Genomic DNA, 18,765 nt, shown 5'->3' on the forward strand with positions numbered 1-18,765 from the left:
CTGACCCCTCAATGAAGATCAGGATGATCAGACGATCGCGAGGTGGGTCACCGTTGATCCGCCGTTCAGCGGTCAGTTTTCACCCGTCGCCGACAAGCAATGACATGCATGACAGACTCCTCTCCCGTCGCCTTGGCGGATCTTCAGGTGACGCGTTCCGAGCCCGACATTGACCCACGACTGCTGCGGGCGTTCCTTGCTGTCGCGCGGGAAGGTCATTTCGGTCATGCCGCGGACAGCCTCATGATCGCTCAGTCGGCGTTGAGCAGGAAGGTGGCAGCTCGAACGCCTGCTGAGGCCGTGCGTCATTTTTGCGCCACGCACCCTGCGGTGCAGGTCTCAGCCGCGGGACTGGACGACGTCGAGATCGCCGCCGCACTGCGGGATGGTCGCATCGACGCGGCTCTCACCTGGGGCGGGCCCCCGTACGCCGATCATGCGCAGGTACTGCTCGAAGAGGCAGCGCCGTCCTGAGCCGGCACCACGCCTGGGCGGGAGCGCCGAGATGCCCTTGGCCGCCCGGGCCGAGGACCCGGCCCTCTTCCCGGTCCGAGAACGCGAACATTGCGTGCCCACGGCGCCCTCCGCCGTCCCGGACCTGGTCGCGGCCGGTCTGAGGGTGTCCGTCGTACCGGTATCCTCCGGCTTCGCCGGCTACATGGATGTGGCCTTCGTACCGCTGCCCGGTCGGCACCACCGGATGAGCGTCGTGTGGCACGACGCTGCCAGCTTCCCCGTTGCGGAGGCTTTCGTCGCTATCCTGCCGGTTCGCGGCGGCAGGACTGAGCGCCGCACACCCCGGCATCTGGAGACCGCCCGCAGCCTTTCAGCCACGCTGACGAGATCCCGGATTCGCGTCGCCGCGGAACATCGCGCACCGTGGCCATGGCAGGGCGGCGGCGGGCCCGCGCGGGTTGTGGAATGAATCTGGAATTCTTCCTCATTTTCCGCGTGAATTCTTGATTATCTCTGGAAAGACGGCCTCCCGGCGCGTTCTGGACTTCCCATTGAAAAAGGGAACCCTGGCCCTCCGGCATTCCCGTGATAGCTTCCGATTAATTCCGAGGAGCCGGGGAGGAACAATGGTCCATGGAGGCGTGGAAGAGGACCCGCTGAGCGGGATCATCGGGTGTGAGCCTGAGATTTCGCGTGTCTTGCAAGGCCTTTTCCCGGAGCGGGCCGAAGAGGCGGGTGCCCTTCTCCTCGTGGGTGCGCCCGGCACCGGCAAGACCACCCTGCTGCGCGCCGCGACGGCGGAAGCGGGGCGCCGCGGGAGCAGTGTTCTCAGCTGCGCCGGCAGCCGGACAGAGCGCACGCTGGAATACGGCGCTCTGCACCAGTTGCTGAGGCCCACCATGGATCACCTCCACCGGCTGCCGGCTCCGCAGCGCGCGGCCCTCGGCCGGGCCCTCGGCATGCAGCACGCGCCTGCCCGTGCCGGCAGCACGGAAGGCGATGGCGACCGACTGCTCGTCGGACTCGCGTCCCTGAACCTGCTCCTGGCTTCGGCGAGCCACCGCCCTGTCACGCTCGTCATGGACGACGTGCAGTGGCTCGACGACTCCTCCCTGGAGACCGTGCTGTTCGTTGCGCGACGCATAGCCGGCGAACCGGTGGGCCTGCTGGCCGCGGTACGCGGCGACAGTGCGTCCCCGCCCAAGTGGTCCGCTTTCGAGCCGGTGCCGGTCGGGCCCCTGTCGGGCGAAGCGGCTGGGCGCTTGCTGGACGCGCAGCCCGTGGTCCCGCGGGGCAGGGTGCGCCGGCAGGTACTGCGGCTGGCGGCGGGTAATCCGTTGGCCCTGGTGGAGCTGGCGCGGGAGGCCGCGGAGCGGGGCTCTTCGAGGTGGGACGCAGCAGTGGGGGCGGGATTTTCGCTGCCGGCCCGGTTGGAGAATGCCTTCGCGGAACGGTTGGACGGATTGCCGGAGGCAACACGCCGGGTGCTCTTGTTCGCGGCGGCGGCGGACGGGCCGGACATGAGGGCGGCCTTGTCGGCGGCAGCTTCGGTGCCCGGCGGGGGCGCAGAGGCCTGGGCGGCCGCGGAGGACGCGGGACTGGTGCGTCTGGTGAGCGGGAGGGTCGAGTTCCGGCATCCGCTGATGCGGTCCGTGGTGTACGGGACGGCGTCGTTCGCGGAGCGTCGTGAGGTTCATCTGCGGTTGGCCGACGGGCTGGCGGGAGACCCCGACCGGCGGGCGTGGCATCTGGCCGCGGCGTCCCTGGCTCCGGACGAGTCGGTCGCGGGCGCGCTGGTGGAGACGGCGGGGCGGGCACGCAGGCGTGGGGGCTATCGCGTGGCGGCCGCGGCGTTGGAGCGCGCGGCGCAGTTGAGCCAACCGGGATGGTCGCGGGCGCGGCGGTTGCTGGACGCGTGTGATCTCGCTGCGCACGCCGGTGAGCCGTGGTGGGTCGAGGCGCTGGCCGGCGAGGTGGCCTCGGCGACCGACGACACCGGGATGCTGGCCGAGGCGGCGTTGCGCAGAGGGTGGGCGCTGGTGGCGAGAGGCCGGCAGAAGGCCGCGCTCTCGCATCTGCTGCCGCTGGCCGCCGACATGACGGATGCCTCGCCGGTGACGGCGCTGGACGCGGTCAGTCACAGCGCGGTGGTGCTGTACTGCAGCGGTGACGAGGCTTTCCGCCGACAGGCGCTGGGGTTGCTGACACGTATCCCGGGCGATGTGGGCAGCGTGTACGAACAGGTGTGGGCACGTGCCTGCTGTGATCCCTTCGGTGACCGTCGCGGTGTGCTGGCGGCGCTGAGACACGCCGCGGCCGAGGCGGACGGCGTGCCGGGACGGTTGAGCGTGCTGGGAAGCGCGGCGTGGATCCTGGACGAGACAGCGTTGGGGGTGCGGCTGCTGAGTGCGGTGATGGAGCGTCTCCGGACGGCGCCGGCCCCGGGCTCCAACGCCATGGTGGGGCAGGCGCTGGCGTTGGCGCAGTTCGATGCCGGTGCGTGGGACGCTGCGTGGGAGTCCGCCGAGGACGCGCGGCGGGTGGCGGAGGAGAACGGACTGGAGGCGGCTGCGTGGGTGGCCGTGTACGTGAACGCGATGGTGCTGGCGTTGCGCGGAGCGGATGCCCGGGAGCTGATGGCGCGGGCCGTGCAGGGGCTGGACGTGTCGGAGAGCCGAGCGCTGGGCGTGCGTATGGCCTTGGTGCGTGCGGCGGTGGCAGCCGCCGAGGGTGATCACGCGGTGGAGTTCGAGTCGCTGCGCGGGTTGTTCACGGCGGGGCCCGATCCGCGGCCGGTGCACTACCACTGCTCCCTGTACGGCGTGGGGGACCTGGCCGCCGCTGCCGTCCGGGTGGGGCGGCCGGAGGAGGCGGTCGCGGTGGTGGACGCGGTCGAGCGGTGGGTGGCCGAGGGCATGTCGCCCCGCCTGCGGCTGATCGTGGGACGGGCTCGGGCGTTGCTGTGCGAGGGGGAGGAAGCGGAAGGGCTGTTCCGTGCGGTCGTGGGGGATCCGGTGGGAGAGCAGTGGCCGTTCGAGCGGGCGGTGGTGTCGCTGGAGTTCGGCGAGTGGCTGCGCCGTAGGCGTCGGATGAGCGAGGCGCGGGCCGAACTCGCGCGGGCCTTGACGGTGTTCGAACGGTTGAAAGCGCAGCCGTGGGTGGAGCGGACGGCGGGAGAGCTGCGGGCCTGTGGGGTGCCCGTGCGGGACGTGGAGGGGAACCAGGGTTCGGTGGAGCGTCTGACTCCGCAGCAGTTGCAGATCGCGCGGTTGGCGGCGGCGGGGCTCACCAATCGGCAGATCGGCGAACGGTTGATGCTGTCCGCCCGTACCGTGGGCTTTCACCTGTACCAGGCGTTCCCCAAGCTGGGGGTCAGCAGCCGGACCCAGCTCCACGGCGCGCTCAGCCGCGCCGGGAAGCCGCAGGAGCGGACTCCGGAACACGCGTCCAACACCGGGACCATGCCGGTGAGGCGCCCCGTCGCCGAGCCCGGCGAGACGTCGTCGCGGTTGGTGAGTCGGCGGTAGCCGCAAACATACGCGGATTTCCGGCCGCGGGTGCGGGAGGCGGCACGGACCTGGGACCTGAAGCGATCACCGCGCGAGCCGCGGAGATGGACGGTCCCGGGCCACATGACCGACGACTTCCGTCCGAGCCGGTAAGTCAAACAACGGATCACCCCGGACGGCGCGAAAGGAAGGATCGGGCCCCGAGGGCGTCCCGCAACCCACGTCGAGCCTCCGTCAGGTGACACGTCGTCACCCGGCAGTCGTGGTCCGACCGTCTGCCACGGCCGATGGGCTCGCCCGGAAAGGGATCAGACGTCATCATGACCATCATCACGAGCCCACTCGCCGAGCAGGACCGCGACGACACCGGTGCCGTGCTGCAGAGCACCCTGGTGGATCTGCTGGACCTGTCCCTGCTGGCCAAGCAGGCGCACTGGAACGTCTACGGCCCTCGCTTCCGGGCCGTACACCAGCAGCTCGACGAAGTGGTGACCACGGCCCGGGACTACGCCGACCAGGTAGCCGAGAGGGCGGCCGCACTCGGAATCAGCCCGGACGGCCGTGCCGGCACCGTCGCGGACAGCAGCGGGCTGCCCGCCTTCCAGGCCGGCTGGATCGCCGACCGGAAGGTGGTGGAGGACATCGTGCAGGTGTTCTCGACCCTCATCGGCCGGATGCGCACCCGCATCGAGGAGGCCGGACGGTCGGACGCCGTGACCCAGGACCTGCTCATCTCCTTGACGGCCGCGCTGGAGAAGCAGAGCTGGATGTTCCAGGCGGAGAACCGCGCCTGACGCACGACGGCCAGGCTGCCATACCCTCGATGAATCAGGAGACCACACCGATGGAAACCGACCAGCAGATCCTGCACCGGATCACAGAGATGGCGGACGAGGAACGCAGACTACGGGACGCTCTCACCATGGGCGGCGCGGACCACGCCGCGGATCGAGCCCGACTCGGTGCGCTCGAACGGGAGTTGGATCAGTGCTGGGACCTACTGCGGCAGCGGCGGGCCAGGGCCGAGTTCGGGGAAGACCCCGACGAGGCCCGTGTGCGGCCGCAGTCCCAGGTGGAGAACTACCGGTCCTGACTGGCGAAAAGCGCGACAACGCCTCTGACGTGCGCGGTTGTCCAGTATGCCGACAGCGACCGAAGAGTTTTCGGTCGCTGTCGGCGATGTGAGGCGGCGGCCCTGGGACTGCCGCCAGGAGGGCGCCACGCGCCGGAACGGCGAGCGGCACGGTCTCTCAGTCCACCCAGGAGGCGAACAGCGTGTTGAGCCCCTCCGCCATGGTCGGATGCGCGATCATCCCGTCCCGCAGGCGAGTGAACGGCATCTGGGCCCACATGGCCGTCTGCACCACGGACAGCACTTCCGCCGATTCCGGGCCGAGCAGAGCCACACCCAGGATCTGCTCGCTGTCCCGGTCGACGACTGCCTTCCACAGACCCCGCGTGTCCCGCAGTGTGCGTGCCCGCGGGATGGCCTTGACCGGCAGCTTCGCGACCCTGATGGAACGGCCCGTGGCGCGGGCCTGCTCCTCGGTGAGACCGACGCGGGCGAGTTCCGGATCGGTGAACAGGTTCCAGGGCACCAGCCGGCCGGCCGTACTGCGCCTACCGCCGTTGATGTTGGCCTTGACGATGCGGTAGTCGTCCAGCGACACGTGGGTGAACTGCGGGCTGCCGGCCACGTCGCCCACCGCCCAGGTGTGCGGGGCGTCGGTCGCCAGCCTGTCGTCCACCCGTACGAACCCGCGGTCGTCGGTCCGCACCCCCGCCGCCTCCAGGTCGAGGTCGCGCGTGACTGGGTCCCGGCCGGTCGCCGCGAGGACGTCGTCGGCGGTCAGGGCCCGCCCGTCCCCCAGCAACAGCCGCACCGTCTGCCGCTCTCGGACCACTTCCTTCACCGTCACGTCAGTGATCAGTTCGACGCCGTCCTCCCTGAGGTATGCCGCAAGGGCCGTGGCGATGTCCCGGTCCTCGCTCCGCAGCAGGTGGGGGCCGCGTTCGAGGACCGTCACCCGACTGCCGAACGCAGCGAACATGTGAGCGAACTCCAGGCCGACATAGCCACCACCGAGGACCACGAGCCTGTCCGGGATGCGGCGCAGGTCCATGAGGCTCTCGCTGGTCAGCGGTTCCGCCTCGGCAAGCCCGGGAATCGCCGCGATGTGCGGCTTCGTCCCCGTGTTGATCACCACGTCGGTACCGCGTACGACACGGCGGCCTCCGTCGTTGAGGTCGATCTCCACCGTCCGCTCCGCCACGAAACGTGCCGTGCCCAGGACGAAGTCCATGCCGCTGTCCAGGAACTGCCGGTGGTTGAGCTCGACCATGTCGGATACGACACCCTCCTTGTGCGCGCGCAGCAGCTCCAGGTCCACCTGCGGCGTTCCCAGGCGGAGCCCCAGCGACTCGGCCCTGCCGGCCCTGCGGGCGAGCCGGGCACTGGTCACCAGCGTCTTCGTGGGGATACAGGCGACATTGATGCAGGTGCCGCCGATCATGCCCCGTTCCACCATGACCACCCTGCCGCCGGCCCGCGCGGTGTCCATGGCCAGCGTCTTGCCGGCCTTGCCGCCACCCACCACCAGCAGGTCCGCATCCTCCACGATGTGATCCGTAACGCTCATTCCCTCTGCGTCCTCCTCGGCCGTGAACCAGTGGTGGGGTGGGACAGTCGGCGTCTGGCGCACCGGTCCCCCGGTCAAGGTTCGCCGTTCTCACGGGCAGCCCCATCAGTCGAATGACCAGCCGCCTCGCGGCGCGATGCAAGAAACATTTCTTTCCTGGCCGTGACGGTGTGCGGAACGACGAACACCGAAGGCCGAGCGACATGTGCGCCGCCGCCCGGGACACAGGCGGCGGGGTCGTCACGGGTGTTCCGGCCGCCCCGACGGTGCGAGGTCGGGTGTCGTTTACCGCGGTGAGTCAACCGACTGATGCCCGTCGAGCGGCCCGGACCTACCTTTTCGGCGTGGCTGCCGGACGGAGCACAACGTCGGTGGAGGGGTACGGCGGTGCGCAGCGCGCGGCGGACCCGCTGCCGGATCGCCGTCCGGACGGCGAAAGGAGGACACCTCGATGCCCGTGACACCGCGCCGACACACCGGCGGAGAACCGAAGCCGGTACAAGGGATACGTTTCACGCTGCTGGGGCCGGTGCGGGCCTGGCGGGGCGAGGCGGAACTCCCGCTCGGCCCGCGCCAGCAACGCCTGATCCTGGCCGCGCTACTGGCGGCCGCAGGACGGCCCGTCCCGCTGACGGAACTCATCGGCCTGCTGTGGGACGGTGATCCACCGGCCAGCGCGGTGAACGCGGTCCACCGGTGTGTCGGTTCACTGCGGCGGCTTCTCGAACCGGGCCTGCCGACCAGGTCGTCGGGCCGGTGGCTGGTCGGGCAGGCAGGGAGCTACCTGCTGCGTGTGGACGCGGACGGTCTGGACCTGCTGAGGTTCCGCGACCTCGTCCGGCAGGCCCGCGCCACGGCCGCCACGGGCGACCTCCCGGCGGCCGTCGACACGTACCTGGAGGCGCTGGGCCTGTGGCAGGGCCACTGCGCGGAGGATCTGGGCGCCGTCGCCGCGGTGCACCCGGCCTTCGCCATGGTGGAACACGAATACGCTCCGGTCGTGTGTGAGGCGGCCACCGCGGCCCTGGGCTGCGGCCGGGCCGGCTCCGTCCTGCTGCCCGTGCGACAGGCAGCCGACCGCTGCCCGCTCGACGAAGCGCTCCAGGCGTCCTTGCTGCTCGTGCTGGCCGCGGACGGCAAGCAGGCGGAAGCGATCCTGCTGTACCAGAGCATCAGGACCCGGTTGTCGGACGAGCTCGGGGTCGATCCCGGGGCGGAGCTGCGGGCCGCTCACCAGAGCGTGCTGCGTGGCAGCCCAGCGGAGCCCCGGGTACCGGCGTCCGTCGGATCCACGGCACCGCCCGCGGCACCCCTCCCGCGATCCGGGACGCCGTGGATCGAGCCGGCCCAGCTACCGCCGGATCTGCTCTCCTTCTCCGGGCGCGTACGAGCCCTCGACCAGGCGCTGGACACCGCGCACCGGGTTGGCGACGGTCTGCGTGTGCTGGCCGTCGACGGCATTCCCGGGGTCGGCAAGACCGCGCTGGCGGTCCACTTCGCCCACCGCGTGGCAGCAGACTTCCCCGACGGGCAGCTCTACACGGATCTGGGCGGCTTCGCGGCACACGGTGCCCCCGCCGATGCGGGTGAGGTGCTGCACGGATTCCTGGAAGCCCTGGGCGTGGACCGGCACCGTATCCCCGCCTCGGTGCAGGCCAGGTCGGCTCTCTTCCGCAGCGTCCTGTCCGGGCGGCGCGTGCTCGTGGTGCTCGACAACGCGTTTGACGCGGACCAGGTACGGCCGCTGCTGCCCGGAACCCCCGAGTGCATGGTCGTGGTGACCAGCCGGAGCCGGCTGATCGGTCTGGCGACCGCGCACGGAGCACGGCTGCTCTCCCTGGACGTGCCCTCGGTGGCCGAGGCGACGGCGTGCTTCCTCCGACGTGTCGGCCCCGCGCGGACCGACGCCGGCATGGCCGTCGTCGAGGAGATCGTGGCGCGCTGCGGCCGACTGCCTCTCGCCCTGGCCCTCGTGGCCGCCCGGGCGGCGAGCCGGCCCGAGCAGCCGCTGGCCCGGTCGGCCGCCGAACTGGCCGCCGCGCGAGGCAGCCTTGAAGGCTTCGACGAGGATGACGGCGCCAACACTCTCCGCGGTGCCTTCTCCTGGTCCTATCGGACGCTCGGTGCCGAGGCCAAGCGGGTCTTCTGTCTGCTGCCCCGGCACCGGGCCTCTGACATCAGCACGGCCGCGCTGGCGAGTGCGGCCGGGATCTCGCGGGACGCGGCGTCCGCGGCTGCCGGGGAACTGGTGCGTGCCCGTCTGCTGGACGTCCGGGGACGTGACCGGTACGGCGCGCACGACCTGGTACTGGCCTACGCGGCCGAACTCGACTGTGCCGGGACAGCGGACCGTTCGGCCACTCCGCGGCGCTCGTACGTGCACTCACGTCGGTCCGCGCGAGCCGCGACGCGGCCACTGCCCGGCCGGGCCGACGCACACCTGGAGGAATGGGCCCTCTGAAAGCGCCCCACGCGGCGCAGGCCCGTCTGAATCACCGCTGGGCTATGTGGCTCACACCTCTCGGACGGTCCTGCACACCTGGTGCCAGGTGTGAGCGCGAGGATCGGTTGTCGTGTGGCGCTCTGTCGGCCGTACGGCGTGGCGCACGGCCGGAGACGCCTCACGCCCCCGTCGGCTCGTCAGCACGGGCGACGAGCCGTGGGCGTCCGGGGAAAAGCGCCTGGCGTGAGCCGTCTCGCTGCCGGGCCCGCGCCGCCTTCACGCATTCAACCTGGTACCGTCCAGGCGACGTTCGCCGTGGGGAGGAACCGCGGGCTCACCCGCCGTGGCAGACTGTCCTGTCGTTTCCCGGCTGACACGAGGCCTATTGGATCAGAGCCTGACCGGCCGCGTCCAAGACGGATCCGTCATCGGACGATGCCGGTACGGCATACCTCCCCGGCACGCCGGACCTCCCGCGGCGACACCAGGCACGTCGGTTGCCGAGCCCGTGGACCCCGTCTGAAAGGGCAGCCCACTGTGAACATGTATGAGGCGGACACGTTCCCGACCTCCACTGAGCCGGACATCGACCCGAGGCTGCTGCGCGCCTTTCTCGCCGTGGCCCGGGAAGGGCACTTCGGGCATGCCGCGGCGGGCCTGGGCATCGCCCAGCCCGCGCTCAGCCGACAGGTGCGCCAGCTGGAACGTCTTCTGGGAGCCGACCTGCTGGTCCGCACACCGCGGGGTGCCGAACTCACCGAGGCCGGACGGACGGTCGTACCAGAGGCGGAGCGCGCTCTGGCGCACAACCGGCGCCTCGTACGGGCCGCCCGGTCCGTGGCCGAGGCCAGTGCCGGTGTCCTGACGGTCTCGGCCCCGATGCCCAGCCCACCGGGCGGGCTGCTCGCCGAAGCGGTACGCCGTCTGTGGTCCGGCCGCGCGCGCTCGCGCGTGTCGGTCGTGGAGCTACGCGACGGACAGCAGGCGGCCGCTCTCGCCGACGGGCGCGTCGACGCCGTCCTGACCTGGGGTCCTCCGGTGACGGACGGGCTGGCCGGGGAAGTCCTGGTAGAGGAGCGCACCTACGCGCTCCTGGCCCAGGGGCATCCTCGTGCCGGAGCGGAGTTGATGTCGCTCGCAGCACTGGGAGCGCAGGCCGTTCTCTTTCCCGTGCGCGAACGCAGCCACTGCTGGGCGCAGTTGGACGCAACGGCAGCGGCTGAGGGGGTGGGCATCACGCCGGTGCCCACGGCGCCCTCGGCGGTGGCCGACCTGGTGGCGGCCGGCCTCGGTGTCTCCGCCGTACCGGGATCGTTTCGGTTCGCCGGGTATCCGGGCGTGACGTTCGTGCCGCTTGAGAGGCTCTCCGGCACGATGAGCGTGGTCTGGCGGCGCGACGACGACTCCCGTGCCGTGGCCGACTTCGTGGCGGCCTGTCGCGACGCGGCCCGGTCCCTGGCCGCCGCGCACGGAGACGTCTGGCGGCTCCCGGAAGCGAGCAGCCCCCGTGTCCCGCGGGACGGCACGGAACCGGCCCCCGTCGCGTGAGACGCTCACCGCGGCGGGCCCGGACCACCGAGCAACCGCCCGCCGCGAAGAGGGACGCCCTCGGTACGTCCGCCCTGTGAGCGGTCCTCGGTGCGTCCGCCCGGCGAGCGTGAACGCCGGACCGCCGGCGCCGACTTGTCCCCCGGAACCGCCGTACACCGCCGGTCCCGGCTGCCGCTGCCGGCGCAGACCGGCTACGCCCCGTACCGCGTCTGCGCCAACCCGGCCCGACCGTCACGCAGCCCTCCGGTCAACACACTCACCACAAAGTTTCCACTCCCCGCCCTGCATGCTGTTCAGGAGGCAGCGCGTGGCCCGCAGTGACCGGACCACCGGCCGCCGCCGACGCAGACCGTTCTGGAACGGACGGCGAGCCCGCGGAAAGCCGCCCCGGCTTCACATCTCTCAGGATTCCGATCCCGTTCCGGCAGGGAGAAACATGTCCGCTGTTACCCACCACACCGCTCCTACTCAGTTCGTAGAGGCCGACGGTGTCCGCTACGCCTATCGCCGGCTCGGCTCGGGCGGCGAGGTCCCCCTCGTCATGCTCCAGCACTTCACCGGCAACCTCGACAACTGGGACCCCGCCCTCGTCGACGCCCTCGCCGCCGAACGCGAGGTCATCCTGGTCGACTACCCCGGCGTCGCCTCCTCCACCGGTGCCTTCGCCACCACCATCGCGCAGATGGCCCAGCAGATCATCACCTTCACCGGCGCCCTCGGCCTTGAACAGATCGACCTGCTCGGCTTCTCCATCGGCGGCTTCGCCGCCCAGGACATCGCACTGATCAGGCCCCGCCTGGTCCGCCGCCTCGTCCTCGCCGGCACCGGCCCCAAGGGCGCCCCCGGCATGCACGGCTGGCGCAAGGACATCGAGACGCACGCCCGCGCCGAGGTGCCCACCGGCGAGGACCTGCTCTACATCTTCTTCGCCCACACCGAGACCAGCCAGGCCAAGGGCGTGGAATTCCTCGGCCGGTTCATGGCCCGCACCGAGGGCCGGGACGTGCCCAGCAGCCTCGCCTCACGTGACGCCCAGTACGACGCCGTACTGGAGTGGGGCATCCCCGACCATTCCGCACTGCAGCGCCTCACCGGCATCCAGTGCCCCACGCTCATCATCCAGGGCGACGACGACCTGATGATCCCCACCAAGAACAGCTACCTGATGGCCGGCCTGATCCCGGACGCGCAGATCCGGATCTACCCCGACGCCGCCCACGCGTCGCTGTTCCAGTACCCCGCCGATGCCGCCAAGGACGTCAACGCCTTCCTCGGCTGATCCCCGCCACACCATCAGGAGAAACACCATGTCCGACCTCCTCAGCACCATCTTCGACGCCTACGGCGGACGCACTCGCTGGGAAGAAGCCACCCGAATCACCGCCCGGCAGTTCTTCGGCGGCGCCCTGTGGGGCATGAAGGGCCACCCCGGCGCCCTCAACGACGTCGACGTCACCGTCGACCTGCGCCGCGAGTACGTCACCCAGAAGCCGTTCTTCCACCCCGACCACCACACGGCGTTCTCCGCCGACCGCGTGGCGGTGGAGGACTCCGACGGCAACGTGATCGAGGAACTGACCGATCCGCGCGCCTCCTTCGCCGGCCACGACCTGATGACGCCGTGGACGAGGCTCCAGCTCGCCTACTTCTCCGGCAGCGCCATGTGGACGTACCTCGCCGAGCCGCTCTCGCTGACCTATCCCGGCGTGCGGACGGAAGAGATCGATCCGTGGACCGAGGACGGGGAGAAGTTCCGGCGCCTGCACATCACCTTCCCCGACAGCATCGCCACCCTCAGCACCGAACAGACTGTCTACGTCGACTCGCAGGGTCTGATCCGCCGACGCGACTACAGCGTGGAGATCGCCGGCAACACTCCCGCCGCGCACTACATCTCGGGCCACCAGGAAGTATCCGGCCTGGTCATCCCCACCACGCGGATGATCTACAGCCGCGACGAGAACGGCCACAAGATCCCCGAGCCGCTCGTCGTCTCCGTCCATCTCGAAAACGTCGCAGTCTCCTGACGCGCCCGGGGTATCCGCGCCGCGGTGGGCCCGGTCGAGACCGGCGCCATCGCGGCGGCCCCGGTGGACGGGGGCGCGACCCGGTATCGAGCCGGAGGCCGGGGCCGTCCGCGTATCCGCCTGCCACTGCTCGAACGAAACCTCGTTCTCACCCCTGACCCACCTGCCAGGAGAACCCTGCGACATGACCACCACCATGCGCGCCGTCGCCTACCGCGCGTCCCTGCCGGTGACCGACGACGAGTGCCTCCTCGACGTCAAACTGCCCGTGCCCGAACCCGGCCCCCGGGACCTTCTCGTCCAGGTCGAGGCCATCGCCGTCAATCCGGTCGACTACAAGATCCGGAAGAATCAGGATCCGAAGGGCCGTGAGCGGGTGCTGGGCTGGGACGCCGCCGGCACGGTCGTCGCCACCGGTTCCCAAGTGGAGAACTTCAAGCCTGGCGACGAAGTGTTCTACGCCGGGGCCCTGGACCGGCCGGGCGCCAACTCCGAGTACCACACGGTCGACGAGCGCATCGTCGCACTGAAACCGACCACGCTGACGTTCACCGAGGCGGCGTCGCTGCCGCTGACCTCGCTCACCGCGTGGGAAGGCCTGTTCGAGCGGCTCGGGCTGCACCACGATCTGATCGACGAGACGGGCTCGCTCCTGGTGACGGCGGCCGCCGGCGGTGTCGGAGCCGTGGTCAGCCAGCTGGCCCACGCGCTCACCGACCTGACGGTGATCGGGACGGCGTCCCGCCCGGAGACGGTCGACTTCGCCCGCCGGATGGGCGCTCACCACATCGTGGACCACCACCAGGCGTTGCTGCCGCAGCTCGCGGAGGTGGCCCCGAACGGCATCGACCATGTCTTCAGTACCGCGGGGACCGACCGTAACCTGGCCGTCTACGCCGAGGCCCTCAATCCGTTCGGGCAGATCGTCGCGATCGACGACTTCGAGGCCCTGCGCATCGGCCTGCTGAAGCCGAAGAGCATCAGCTTCCACTGGGAGTTCATGTTCACCCGCTCTCTGTTCCGGACCGCGGACATGGACCGGCAGGGCAAGATCCTCACCCAAGTGGCCCGCCTCGTGGACGCCGGCATCATGGTCAGCACCGCGACCAAGGATCTGGGCCCCGTCAACGCGGCGAATCTGCGGGAGGCCCACAGCATCATGGAGTCGGGCACCGCCATCGGCAAGATCACCCTCACCGGCTTCTGAAACGCCCCGAAGTCTTACGAGGCTGCCCGCGACCTGTGCCGTCGACGAAATCTCCGGCCCGTGGCGGCGCGCGCCTTGAGCGGGGGCGCTCCCGCCGCGGGCCGGTGCCACGGGCGGACGGGGCGCGGCGTACCCGGTCCTGACAGTTCGGGCAGGAGAGCTGCACGTTGGTGCCTCCTCCACGGCGGCGCAGGGGTCTTCGAGCTCAGATGGGGAAACGTGAGCGAAGCGGCTTCGGACACATGAGGCGTGCTTTCTGCAAGCGCCGCCGGAAAGGGACTCGTGACGACATGAACATCGTGATCGAAGCCGGGGTGACGGCGGCCATCGCAGAGGACGGGGCCCTCACGTTGTTGTCGCCTCACGGCGCTCCCCACGTCTACGCGCCCGAGGCCAGCGCCATGTGGATCGCTCTGCGGCAGCACCGTGGGAATGTCGGGGACGCTGCCGCGGTGCTCGGGAGCGCGTGGGATGCCGACGTCTGGGCGGTTCGCCGACTCCTTCAGGAGCAGGTGACCGACTGGCAGCGGGCCGGCCTGGTGAGGACGACGCCTGCGCCCGTCCACGTTTCCTGACAGGGCCGCGGGCACGAAGCCCGTCGGCATGCCTCGGCCTTCCGGTGCGTGCACCTGCGTGCCGGCTCAGCCCGGCGGAGCGTCGATGTCCCGGAGCGCGGCCAGGACCCCGGTGACCATGCGAGCCTTGGTGGTGCCCAGGGCGTCACCGGCCTTGGCCGCGTGCGCTGCGGCGATCTCCAACGCTGTGCCGCAGACGGCGTCCTCGGTGACCGCGCGGTCGACGATGTGAGCGGCCTCGGCCTCCGGGCCGCCGTACCGGCGGCTGGTGAGCATGGCCTCTTGAGCGATGTGCGGGGTCAGACGGGCCTGGACCAGGGCGGCCATGCCGCGGGGGAAGGGCATGCCCATGTGTGCTTCGGGAAGACACCAGTAACCACGGTCCGCGCGCATCACGCGGAAGTCGTGTGCGAGGGAGAAGATCGCTCCGGCGCCGAAGGCGTGGCCCTGTACGGCGGCCACGGTGATCACCGGCAGGCAGAGCAGGCGCACGAAGAGTTCATGGACGCGCACGGTGAAGTCGTGGCGATCGTCGTCATGGGCGGACAGCCAGTCCAGGCCGTTGCTGTAGAACTTGCCCGTGCCGGTGGTGACGAGGGCCCGCGGCCCCTCAGCCTCTTCCACCTCCTTCAGGGCGGTCTCCACGGCGGCAACCCAGTCACGGTCGATGCGGTTCTCGCCGTCACCGAGATCGAGGACGAACACATCGTTCTGCCGAGCGAGTGTGGGCATGTCAGCTCCTTGGAAAAAGAGTGGTCACATGACTGATGGCCGCGCCGGTCCGATCGGAAAGGGTCGGTCCGGACACCGATGGCAGGACCGAGCAGGGTGCCAGCCCCCTGTCCGGTCCGCACACGTATATGGAGCGGGTATGTCTACATGGACTTCCGATCGGTTCGGCCCTGTGGCCGTCCTGACGTTCACCAGGGAACCAGGCAACTTCATGGACTTCAGCTCCATGGTGCAACTCGGGTCCCTGCTGGAGGAGTTGTCCCAGCAGACCGATGAGGTGAAGGTCGTCGTGCTGGCGAGCGGTCTGGACGACAGGTTCATCGATCACGCCGAGTTGTCCGATCTGGCCCGGGCGGGTGCGGGCCGGGCGAGCGAGGAGGAACTCGGCTCGTGGTCGCGTGCGCTGCGCCTGCTGGAGGAGATTCCGCAGCCCACCATCGCGGCCGTCGACGGTCTCGCCTCGGGCGGAGGCAATGAGATCGCCCTGGCGTGCACCCTGCGGGTCGCTTCCCCGCGCTCCCGCTTCCAGCAGCCGGAAGTCGCCGTCGGAATCATTCCGGGCGGCGGAGGAAGTGTCCGGCTGCCTCGGCTGATAGGCCCGAGCCGCGCGGCCGAGGCGATCCTCACGGGACGGCTCGTCTTCGCCGAGGAGGCACTGCGTGTCGGATGGGTCAACACCATCCTCACGGGGACCGATTTCCCGCAGGAGGCGTTGCGCTGGGCCGAGGCCATCGCCAGGAACTCCGGGCCCGCGCTGCACGCGGCGAAGCACTCCGTCGTGGCCGGTTCACGTCTTGCGTTCGGCGAGGCGATCGCGACGGAGAGGCGCCTCTTCGGAGAGCTCACCGCGGGGAACGAAGCCCTCACGTCCGGGGCCTAGCCCGCGCTCAGGGCACGGTGACGACCTGCCCCGCCCAGGACAGGCCGCCCCCGAAGGCGAAGAGCAGGACCGGTGCGCCGGAAGGCAGTTCGCCACGGTCGACCAGTTTCGACAACGCTAGGGGGACGGACGCGGAGGACGTGTTGCCGGAGTCGACGACGTCGCGGGCGAGTACGACGTCCTCGCGCAGGTCGAGCTGTCGGGCCAGCGACTCGATGATCCGCAGGTTGGCCTGGTGGGTGACCACGCCGGCGAGGTCCCTGGTGGCGATCCCGGCCCGGTCGCAGGCTTCCCGGGCGAGGGCGGGCAGTTCGGTGGTGGCCCAGCGGAAGACGGTCTGGCCTTCCTGGGCGAACCGGGGCTGCCAGGAGCCCACCAGCCGCACCGCGTCACCGCGCCCGGGATCGGACCCCCAGGCGACCGGACCGATACCGGCGCCGGCCTGGTCCGTCCGGCTGATCACGGCGGCGCCCGCACCGTCACCCAGCAGGATGCAGGTGCTGCGGTCGGTCCAGTCCACGAGGTCCGACATCTTCTCGGCGCCGATGACGAGGGCGTGACGGGCGGCGCCGGCCCGGATCGCGTGGTCGGCGCAGGCAAGGGCGGTGCAGAAGCCCGCGCAGGCGTTGTTGAGGTCGAAGCAGACGGGCGCCGGGATGTCCAAGCGGGCGGCGACCTGCGCGGCGATGGACGGGCTGCGGTCGACGGCCGAGCAGGTCGCGACCGTGACCATGCCGATCTCGGCCGGGTCGAGACCGGAGGCGACGAGCGCCTTGCCCGCCGCCACTGCCGCCATGTCGGTGACGGACTCGTCCTCGGCCGCGATCCTGCGGGTGACGATCCCGGTACGCTGCCGTATCCAGGCATCGCTCGTATCGACGATGCCTTCCATATCGGTGTTGGTCAGCACCCGGGACGGCTGGTGGTGCCCCAGAGCGACGACACGGGATCCGGGCAAGAGGCTCTCCCTCGTTCAGGCTGTGCGTGGGTCCGGCGGACCGGGTCGGATATTCCTACGGTGGAGCCGACGCCCAGCCCCGCCGGATTCGGCCGGCGGGGGCTGGGTGACCGTCGCTGGTGTCAGGACACCGCGAGGACGGTCTTGCCCGCGCCGGGCTTGCTCGCATGTGCCTTGGCCACGTCCTCCAGGGCGAACGTGGCGCCGATGTGGGGGGTGATACGGCCGTCGGCCGCGAGCGAGGCCAGTTCCCCCATGCCGAGCCGGTCGGCCTCGACGAACAGTCCCGCCAGACGCACCCCGCGCTCGGCGGCAGCCCCCGCCGCCGCAGCGAGGGACGGAGGCAGCGTCGAGACCAGGATCCCGCCAGGTCTGAGGACCTGCACGGCCTGGACCGGGTACTCTCCGCCGATGCTCTCCAAGACCACGTCCAGATCGCCGGTGGCCTCGGTGATGGCGGTGGTCTTGTAGTCGATCACCTCGTCGGCGCCCAGTCCCCGCACGAAGTCGGCGTTGGCCGTGGCCGCCACCGCCACCACGTACGCGCCGCGCGCCTTGGCTATCTGCACCGCCAGGTGACCGACCCCGCCGGCCGCGCCGTTGATCAGCACGCGGCTGCCTTCGCCGATCCCGGCGGTCTCCACGAGCGCCTGCCAGGCCGTCAGGCCTGCCATGGGCAACGCCGCGGCCTGCGTGTGGTCCAGGTTCTCCGGCTTGCGCACGAAAGGCCGGGCGGGAGCCACCACGTACTCGGCATAGGAGCCCAGGCCGTGCGGGAACGGCAGCATGCCGAACACCTCGTCACCGACCCGATGCACGGTCACTCCCGGGCCGACCGCCGCGACCGTGCCCGAGACGTCGTAGCCCAGCACGAGCGGCGGCTTGCCGACGAACACACCCGACGCCCGGTTCATGACATCGACAGGGTTCACACTCGTGGCGTGGACCCGCACAAGAATCTGCCCCAGCCCCGGAGTGGGACGAGATACGTTCACGGGCTTGAGGACCTCGGGACCGCCGAGCGTGTCCTGACTGAAGGCGCGCATGGTCAGGGGCGCCTGCGTGGTGTCGTTCATGCACACATGTTTGCACCCGCCGACGCAGGCGTCCACGGCGGACAGGCCATTCAGCGGTAGAAACGTGCCACACCCACTAAGTGGTGCACCCACACCACTTATGATTATGCTGGCTCGCACCGGAACGGCGAACGGCCGGCCGGAAGTCACCAAGAGAGGCAGACAGCCATGAGTGACATCGAGCGCGAAACCCCCGACGGTCGGGGTACGGTGACGCTCCCTGCCGCATCACGGATGGACGAACTCGCCTTCTTCCTGGGGGTCTGGGAAGCGCCGGGACAGTTCCACGCCACCCCCTTCGGCCCGCAGAGGCCGATCGAGATGAAGGTGACCGGCTCCGGGGAACTCGCCCCGCACTATCTGCGGATCAGCACCGAGGAGCAGCCCACGGCGGACAATCCGAACCCGCTGCGTGCCACATACGTGTGGGGCTTCGACGCCGCTTCGAACGAGTTCGTCGCGGACTGGTTCGACAGCAACGGCGGCCGGGCCCAGCAGCGGTCCTCGGGCTGGCAGGGCGACACCCTGGCGTTCGAGGGCACCATCACGATGAGCGGTGCGACCGTACCTCTGCGCGACACCTTCACTCGGCTGTCGTCCGACAGGTATCACCACATCGGCGAGATCGATCTCGGCCGGGGCTGGATACCGGTGGACGAGGAGACGGCGACCAGGCTCACCTCGTCCACCTCCTGAACGGTCGGACACCGCT

The 18,765-nt window shown here is 70.4% G+C and carries 16 protein-coding genes and 1 pseudogene; 13 read left to right on the plus strand and 4 right to left on the minus strand.

Translation table 11 applies throughout. The features are described from left to right. Nucleotides 1-108: 108 nt before the first annotated feature. The 5 genes and pseudogenes from AB0M11_RS20590 to AB0M11_RS20610 form a co-directional block, all read left to right on the plus strand. Nucleotides 109-276: pseudogene (locus tag AB0M11_RS20590) on the plus strand (LysR family transcriptional regulator); the annotation flags it as partial. A gap of 229 nt (nt 277-505) precedes the next feature. Beyond that, complete coding sequence (locus AB0M11_RS20595; RefSeq protein ID WP_365707418.1) at nt 506-925, plus strand: hypothetical protein; 420 nt, start codon at nt 506-508, stop codon at nt 923-925. Nucleotides 926-1,097: 172 nt separating this feature from the next. Further along, the gene (locus tag AB0M11_RS20600) at nt 1,098-3,983 is read left to right on the plus strand and encodes an AAA family ATPase (RefSeq protein ID WP_365707420.1); all 2,886 of its coding nucleotides are present in this window, start codon (nt 1,098-1,100) and stop codon (nt 3,981-3,983) included. A 302-nt stretch (nt 3,984-4,285) separates the two neighbouring features. After that, complete coding sequence (locus AB0M11_RS20605) at nt 4,286-4,759, plus strand: DNA starvation/stationary phase protection protein (protein ID WP_365707422.1); 474 nt, start codon at nt 4,286-4,288, stop codon at nt 4,757-4,759. Between the two features lie 50 nt (nt 4,760-4,809). Next, nucleotides 4,810-5,058 carry a DUF2630 family protein gene (locus tag AB0M11_RS20610; RefSeq protein WP_365707424.1) on the plus strand — a complete coding sequence of 83 codons (249 nt, stop codon included), beginning with the start codon at nt 4,810-4,812 and terminating at the stop codon, nt 5,056-5,058. 157 nt (nt 5,059-5,215) lie between these two features. On the opposite strand, the gene AB0M11_RS20615 is transcribed toward AB0M11_RS20610, so the two are convergent. After that, entirely contained in the window at nt 5,216-6,604 is a 1,389-nt protein-coding gene (locus AB0M11_RS20615; protein WP_365707426.1) for an FAD-dependent oxidoreductase, read from the minus strand. A 451-nt stretch (nt 6,605-7,055) separates the two neighbouring features. On the opposite strand from AB0M11_RS20615, the gene AB0M11_RS20620 reads away from it, so the two are divergent. The 6 genes from AB0M11_RS20620 (at nt 7,056) to AB0M11_RS20645 (ending at nt 14,407) form a co-directional block, all read left to right on the plus strand. Next, entirely contained in the window at nt 7,056-9,065 is a 2,010-nt protein-coding gene (locus tag AB0M11_RS20620) for a BTAD domain-containing putative transcriptional regulator (RefSeq protein ID WP_365707428.1), read from the plus strand. Nucleotides 9,066-9,590: 525 nt separating this feature from the next. Next, nucleotides 9,591-10,595, plus strand: coding sequence for a LysR substrate-binding domain-containing protein (locus AB0M11_RS20625; RefSeq protein WP_365707430.1), 1,005 nt, complete (start codon nt 9,591-9,593; stop codon nt 10,593-10,595). Between the two features lie 439 nt (nt 10,596-11,034). After that, a complete protein-coding gene (locus AB0M11_RS20630; RefSeq protein WP_365707432.1) occupies nt 11,035-11,877 on the plus strand; it encodes an alpha/beta hydrolase in 843 nt (280 codons plus the stop codon). Nucleotides 11,878-11,905: 28 nt separating this feature from the next. Continuing rightward, a complete protein-coding gene (locus AB0M11_RS20635; protein ID WP_132892570.1) occupies nt 11,906-12,625 on the plus strand; it encodes a hypothetical protein in 720 nt (239 codons plus the stop codon). 184 nt (nt 12,626-12,809) lie between these two features. Further along, nucleotides 12,810-13,832: a zinc-binding alcohol dehydrogenase family protein gene (locus AB0M11_RS20640; RefSeq protein WP_365707434.1), complete on the plus strand. Its 1,023-nt coding sequence runs from the start codon at nt 12,810-12,812 to the stop codon at nt 13,830-13,832. 290 nt (nt 13,833-14,122) lie between these two features. Next, nucleotides 14,123-14,407 carry a hypothetical protein gene (locus AB0M11_RS20645; protein ID WP_365707436.1) on the plus strand — a complete coding sequence of 95 codons (285 nt, stop codon included), beginning with the start codon at nt 14,123-14,125 and terminating at the stop codon, nt 14,405-14,407. A gap of 66 nt (nt 14,408-14,473) precedes the next feature. Here the strand turns inward: AB0M11_RS20645 and AB0M11_RS20650 are convergent, their stop codons facing one another. Further along, nucleotides 14,474-15,139, minus strand: a complete 666-nt coding sequence (locus tag AB0M11_RS20650; RefSeq protein WP_365707438.1) for an enoyl-CoA hydratase/isomerase family protein — start codon at nt 15,137-15,139, stop codon at nt 14,474-14,476. A gap of 139 nt (nt 15,140-15,278) precedes the next feature. Between AB0M11_RS20650 and AB0M11_RS20655 the strand changes: the two genes are divergently transcribed. Next, entirely contained in the window at nt 15,279-16,019 is a 741-nt protein-coding gene (locus tag AB0M11_RS20655) for an enoyl-CoA hydratase/isomerase family protein (protein ID WP_365707440.1), read from the plus strand. A gap of 7 nt (nt 16,020-16,026) precedes the next feature. Here AB0M11_RS20655 and AB0M11_RS20660 read toward each other — a convergent pair whose 3' ends face one another. Next, nucleotides 16,027-16,977: a beta-ketoacyl-ACP synthase III gene (locus AB0M11_RS20660; protein ID WP_365707442.1), complete on the minus strand. Its 951-nt coding sequence runs from the start codon at nt 16,975-16,977 to the stop codon at nt 16,027-16,029. Nucleotides 16,978-17,099: 122 nt separating this feature from the next. After that, a complete protein-coding gene (locus AB0M11_RS20665) occupies nt 17,100-18,053 on the minus strand; it encodes an NADP-dependent oxidoreductase (protein WP_365707444.1) in 954 nt (317 codons plus the stop codon). Nucleotides 18,054-18,221: 168 nt separating this feature from the next. Between AB0M11_RS20665 and AB0M11_RS20670 the strand changes: the two genes are divergently transcribed. Further along, nucleotides 18,222-18,749 carry a hypothetical protein gene (locus AB0M11_RS20670; protein WP_365707446.1) on the plus strand — a complete coding sequence of 176 codons (528 nt, stop codon included), beginning with the start codon at nt 18,222-18,224 and terminating at the stop codon, nt 18,747-18,749. Nucleotides 18,750-18,765: the final 16 nt, after the last annotated feature.

It is taken from the genome of Streptomyces sp. NPDC051987, from assembly GCF_040680735.1.
GTDB lineage: Bacteria > Actinomycetota > Actinomycetes > Streptomycetales > Streptomycetaceae > Streptomyces.